This window comes from Aeromicrobium sp. (assembly GCF_049586495.1).
In the GTDB taxonomy this organism is placed as follows: domain Bacteria; phylum Actinomycetota; class Actinomycetes; order Propionibacteriales; family Nocardioidaceae; genus Aeromicrobium.
Window position 1 is genome coordinate 1 of record NZ_JBAVCB010000113.1, and the last position, 4605, is coordinate 4605.

At 67.3% G+C, this 4605-nt stretch carries 8 protein-coding genes; 3 read left to right on the top strand and 5 right to left on the bottom strand.

Going from position 1 to position 4605, the window contains the following annotated elements; all coding sequences use genetic code 11:
• Positions 1 to 649 (top strand): P-loop NTPase (locus tag WB508_RS06155; protein WP_423844003.1); only part of this gene is annotated, 649 nt, incomplete at its 5' end.
• 7 nt (positions 650 to 656) lie between these two features.
• On the top strand, positions 657 to 974 hold the full coding sequence (locus tag WB508_RS06160) for a sec-independent translocase (RefSeq protein ID WP_423844004.1): 318 nt from the start codon (positions 657 to 659) through the stop codon (positions 972 to 974).
• A gap of 18 nt (positions 975 to 992) precedes the next feature.
• On the opposite strand, the gene WB508_RS06165 is transcribed toward WB508_RS06160, so the two are convergent.
• Both WB508_RS06165 and sigE read right to left on the bottom strand, forming a co-directional pair.
• Positions 993 to 1811 (bottom strand): hypothetical protein, encoded by an 819-nt coding sequence (locus tag WB508_RS06165; RefSeq protein ID WP_423844005.1) that lies wholly within the window; start codon positions 1809 to 1811, stop codon positions 993 to 995.
• Positions 1812 to 1831: 20 nt separating this feature from the next.
• Positions 1832 to 2413: an RNA polymerase sigma factor SigE gene (gene sigE, locus WB508_RS06170; protein ID WP_423844006.1), complete on the bottom strand. Its 582-nt coding sequence runs from the start codon at positions 2411 to 2413 to the stop codon at positions 1832 to 1834.
• Between sigE and WB508_RS06175 the strand changes: the two genes are divergently transcribed.
• Complete coding sequence (locus WB508_RS06175) at positions 2412 to 3158, top strand: O-methyltransferase (protein ID WP_423844007.1); 747 nt, start codon at positions 2412 to 2414, stop codon at positions 3156 to 3158. The two genes, sigE and WB508_RS06175, sit on opposite strands and share 2 nt — an antisense overlap.
• 102 nt (positions 3159 to 3260) lie before the next feature.
• Here WB508_RS06175 and WB508_RS06180 read toward each other — a convergent pair whose 3' ends face one another.
• The 3 genes from WB508_RS06180 to WB508_RS06190 form a co-directional block, all read right to left on the bottom strand.
• Positions 3261 to 3623, bottom strand: a complete 363-nt coding sequence (locus tag WB508_RS06180) for a hypothetical protein (RefSeq protein WP_423844008.1) — start codon at positions 3621 to 3623, stop codon at positions 3261 to 3263.
• Positions 3623 to 3784, bottom strand: coding sequence for a DUF3117 domain-containing protein (locus tag WB508_RS06185; protein WP_423844009.1), 162 nt, complete (start codon positions 3782 to 3784; stop codon positions 3623 to 3625). The genes WB508_RS06180 and WB508_RS06185 overlap by 1 nt, the downstream gene beginning before the upstream one ends.
• Before the next feature lie 108 nt (positions 3785 to 3892).
• Positions 3893 to 4489, bottom strand: a complete 597-nt coding sequence (locus WB508_RS06190; RefSeq protein WP_423844010.1) for a hypothetical protein — start codon at positions 4487 to 4489, stop codon at positions 3893 to 3895.
• Positions 4490 to 4605 lie beyond the last annotated feature (116 nt).

Consider the following 4605-nt stretch of genomic DNA (forward strand, 5'->3'; position numbering starts at 1 on the left):
GGTCGAGGACCTGATCATGCCGGTGCCGGTCACCTTGGCCTCCGGTGCCGAGCTCAAGGTCATCAGCATCGGCATGCTCAAGCCGCAGCGCGACCAGGTCGTCGCGTGGCGCGGTCCGATGCTCGACCGCGCGCTCGTGCAGATGCTCAGCGACGTCTACTGGGGCGATCTCGACGCGCTGCTCCTGGACCTGCCGCCCGGCACCGGCGACATGGCCATCAGCCTGGGCCAGCACCTCCCCAACGCCGAGGTCATCGTCGTCACGACGCCGCAGGCCGCGGCCGCCCAGGTGGCCGAACGCGCCGGCACCATGGCCTCGATGATGCATCAGCGGGTCGTGGGAGTCATCGAGAACATGTCCTACCTGCAATTGCCGAATGGTGATCGCCTGGAGATCTTCGGGGCCGGTGGTGCCGCACAGGTCGCCGCGACGCTGAGCAAGCGACTCGGCTACGACATTGCGGTGCTCGGCCAGGTTCCGCTGGAGGAGCAGGTCCGCGCCGGCGGAGACAGTGGCGAGCCGATCGTCGAGACCGATCCAGACTCCCCCTCGGCCACGGTGCTGCGCGCCGCAGCCGACCAGCTCGGTGGCCGCTCCCGCGGACTCGCTGGCATGCAGCTTGGGCTCGCCCCCGTCGGTCGGTTGTAGGCGACCCATGTTCGGCATGGGCGCTGCCGAGATCGGCGTCATCATCGTGGTGGCGTTGCTCGTCTTCGGCCCAGACAAGCTGCCCGATCTGGCCAAGCAGGCTGGCGGCTTCGTCCGCACCCTGCGGCGCATGGCCGACAACGCGAAGGACGACTTCGGTCGAGAGATCGGGCACGACCTCAAGGACGTCAATCTGCGGGACCTCGACCCGCGCGAAGTGGTGCGACGCAGCATGTTCGACGACTCGACCAAGCCGTCACCGGTCAAGGAGACTCGCATCCTGCGACCGGGTGAAAAGCCACCCTTCGACTCAGAAGCGACCTGAGTTTCCGAATTCTTGACATCAGGCGGCCGAGACCCAGGACGTCATGCGGTCGAGGCCGTGGCCGACCCGGGTCAGGGGCCCCATCGGCCCGTCGTCGGTCGGCAGCTGAGAGACGGCCCGGCGGATGCGGTGAGAATCGGCGTCGGTGACCATGGTGAACACCACACCACCTTCGTCCCAGGTGACCACCGTCGGGTCGCCGGGCCGCACCCAGACCGCTGACGTGTCCCATCCGGTTCGGTCGAACCCGGCGAGGGCGGCCGGATCAAGCCATCCGTTCTGTTCATAGAGCTTCATCCGAGTGGTGCCGTTGCTGTACGTCAGCGCGATCGTGTCGGCCCCATGCGCATATCCCGCCCAGGTGCGCTCGAGATCACCGGCGAGACGGGGATGGCACGGCCATCCGTCGCGGGTGAGCTGCTCCACCGCGTCCTGGCTCACCGAGGCTGCAGCGACTCGGGAGGTGGCTCCAAAGAACTCTGCCGCGTACTCGTCGAACGGCGGGGCGACACGGTCGCCGACCCCTGCGGCGCTCCCACCGACGGCATAGGCCATGGCCGACACCGCCATCGAGGCGCCTGCCAGCACCAGGCCAGCACGGGCCGGGACTGAGCCCAGCACGCGCTCCCACCAGGTCTCCCGCGGCGGCGTGTCGGCCAGATCGGTCAAGGAGGCGAACAGCGATGCCGGCAGCTGCGGCGACGAGACCGTGCCCATGCGGGACTTCATCAGTCGCTGCTGGCGTACGGCGCGATCGCAACCGTCGCAGCCCTGAAGATGGACATCGGCTGCACGCATCGCGGCGGGCGTCAGCTGCCCGTCCACGAAGGCGGCCACGTCCGATCCCAGATGAGCCATCAGACCCCGATCGGTCCGATGAACCGGGTGCGGCCGCGACGGGGCGCACGGTGCACCAGCGCCTCGCGCAGCTGCGTGCGGCCGCGGTGGATGCGGGAGCGCACCGTGCCGATCTTGATGCCGAGCACGTCGGCAATTTCCTCGTACGACAATCCTTCGACGTCACACAGCACCACGGCCACCCGGAAGTCCTCGGACAGCAGAGAGAGAGCCGCCTCGATGTCGGGGTCGAAGTTGGCGTCGTGCACCGCGAGCTCGGGCTCGATCTCGGTACTGGTGATCCGGTCCTCGCCGCCCTCACCGAAACGGTCCATGCGAACGCGCGACGATCGCCGCACTCGGTCGAGGAACAGGTTGGTGGTGATGCGGTGCAGCCAGCCAGGGAAGTTACCCGGTTCGTAGCGATCGAGCGAACGAAAAACGCGCACGAAGACGTCCTGGGTCAGGTCCTCGGCATCGTGCTGATTGCCGGTCAGGCGGTACGCGAGCCGGTACACACGCGGCGAGTGCTCCTCGACGATGGCATGCCAGTTCTGCACGTCTGGCTCGCCCGCCGGTGGCACGTTCACGTCAACCTTCATGGACCCATCGTGTTCCTGTCTCCTGAGAGAACGCCCAGAACACGCTGACGGTTCCCCGACATCCCGCAAGCGCACCGATATCCTGTGCCCCAACGTCACTTCTGAGGAGTCGATCATCACCACCGCCGAGAGCTTGGCCTACGTCGAGGAGTTCGCCCACGAGGACGACCACCTCGCGGCGGCTCGTCAGCGCGCTGCCGAGGTCGGGGTCACCCCCATCGGCGCGGCTGGCGGCGCCACGCTGTCCTTCCTGGCCGGAACCCTCGGCGCCCGATCAATCGTCGAGATCGGCACCGGCACCGGCGTCTCCGGTCTGTGGCTGTTGCGGGGCATGCTGCCCGATGGAGTGCTCACCTCGGTCGATCTGGAAGCCGAGCACCAACGCCACGCCCGCGAGATGTTCGCATCAGCCGGCTTCAAGCCGCAACGCTTCCGCCTCATTGCCGGCGCAGGCCTGGACGTCATGCCGCGCATGACCGACTCCGGCTACGACATGGCCTTCCTCGACGGCGAGAAGGTCGAGTACGGCGAGTACCTCGAACAGGCCATCCGCCTGGTGCGTCCCGGGGGCATCATCGTGTTCGACAACGCTCTGTGGCACGACCGGGTCGCCGATCCTTCCCAGCGCGACCCGGAGACAACCGCGATCCGCGAGGTCATCGGGCAGGTCACGCGCGATGAAGACCTGCGAGCAGTGCTGCTCCCGGTTGGCGATGGGCTGCTCGCGGTCCAGCGCATCACCTGACGCTGGCGACCGCTGCACCAACGCCTCACGGACGGGCGCCTTCGGCGCAACGCGTCCGCTGCGCTGACGCTCCTTCGCGCTCGGCCGCACAGCGGCCTCGGCTCAGTCGTCGTCGGGGCGGGCACGCTCGAAGTTGGCTGCCGACCGGAAGCCCGCCGGGCCACGCACGACACCGATGATCTCGCACGCCTCGATCGTCATCGGAGCAGATCCGATGATCTTCGAACCAGCTGACGTGGCCGCCTTCTGTTCGAAGTCGTCCTGGAAGGCCCGGCGGGCCTCGTCGCTGACAAAGACATAGGTGCCTTCGAACCAGTGGTGCTTGACCGCACGCCACGTCTTGAACCGGAGACCGTCAAGTCCTGCGAACTTCTGGAAGGACTCGTCCTCCACGTACGTGCGCAGGGCCTTGAGGGTGCCCTTGGGCGCCTCGGCCAATGACCATCGAACGGTCAGGCCGAACATCAGACCGCTTTGAGCGCGTCGCCCAGCGACGAAGCTTCTTCCTTGTTCAACTCCACGACAAGTCGCCCACCGCCCTCGAGGGGGACACGCATGACGATGCAGCGACCTTCTTTGGTGACCTCCATCGGTCCGTCTCCGGTCCGTGGCTTCATGGCGGCCATGTTTCCCCTCTCATCTGCACCCCCACGACGTCGGTGGAGTGTCGAGGACCATTATCCCCCACGGCATCTCAGCGCGCGTGACCGGATGGCCACCGCGGGACCGAACGGTCAGGCGAGGTGCCGTTGATGAATCTGCTCGGCCGCGCTCTCGGCGGTCTCTTCCCACGCGATGATCTCGGCACGAGCGGCCATTCCGGCAGATTCGCTGGCGGCCAAGGCGTCCTGTGCAGCCAGCAGATCGGCGCGGGCAGAGGCAAGATCGGTGGCGGCAGCGGCGTTGTCCTCCTGCAGTGCCGCCACGCGACCCTTCTCGGCCGACAGCTTCTCGCGCGCGAGGGCGGTGTCGATCTCGGAGGTCAGCAGCGCGTCCTGCATGAGTCCCATCTGCTGCTCGCGCCAGGCGAGGCGCGAACCCATGCCGAGCACGAAGGTCATGTGCGAGTCGTGCCGAAGCATCGTGTCGGCGCGATAGCGATCGGCGCTCTGGGCGCGATCGAACGCCCACATGCGACGGATCACGACGATCTCGGCGAACATCAGCATCGCTGCCGCCATGCCAGCCAGAACGGCCAGCACCGTGGCGCCAGCCAGAGCGGGGACAGCAGAAGTCGTCAGCGCCGCGGATGCCACCACGGCGGCCAGAGTGAGGAGCGTGGTTGCTGCCACCAGCTTCGGCGACCGGGACCTGCGACGTGAGGGGGCCATGGTGCTGATGTTAAAGACGGACGACCCATGGTGGCGACACGCCACGCCGATCCCGAGGAAACAGATGTCAAGGCTGAGTTCAGGGTTCGCGGGCGACGCAGTCCGCGAGATGGTCG